General features: G+C 63.0%; 1 protein-coding gene. It reads right to left on the reverse strand.

Going from position 1 to position 311, the window contains the following annotated elements; genetic code table 11:
- Positions 1-311, reverse strand: a 311-nt coding sequence (locus tag KBI52_RS00525) for a carboxyl transferase domain-containing protein (RefSeq protein ID WP_305797855.1), incomplete at both ends; no start/stop codon positions are given.

Here is a 311-nt window from a genome sequence, read left to right on the forward strand (position 1 = left end):
AAGGATTCCTGGATCTCGAAGAAGTCGCCCTCGTCCACGACCTTCAGGATCAGCTCCTTCATGTCGTAGGGCTTGTTCGGGTTGTCCGGGATCAGGGTGTCGAGGCTGTCGTCGGTGCGGTTGGGATCATCGAAGCTCGGGATCTCCGGCACGCCGTCCTGATTGTTGGCGGGCAGGAAATCGATGAGGCGGCGCACCTGCAGAAGCGCCTCGACGTCGTTGTCGTAGGCGCCGTCCGCCACCGAGGACTTGGTGGTGTGCACCTTGGCGCCGCCGAGCTCCTCCGAGGTCACGGTCTCGTTGGTGACGGT

Origin of the sequence: Microvirga sp. HBU67558 (assembly GCF_018069605.1) — a bacterium.
GTDB classification, from domain to species: Bacteria; Pseudomonadota; Alphaproteobacteria; order Rhizobiales; family Beijerinckiaceae; genus Microvirga; species Microvirga terrae.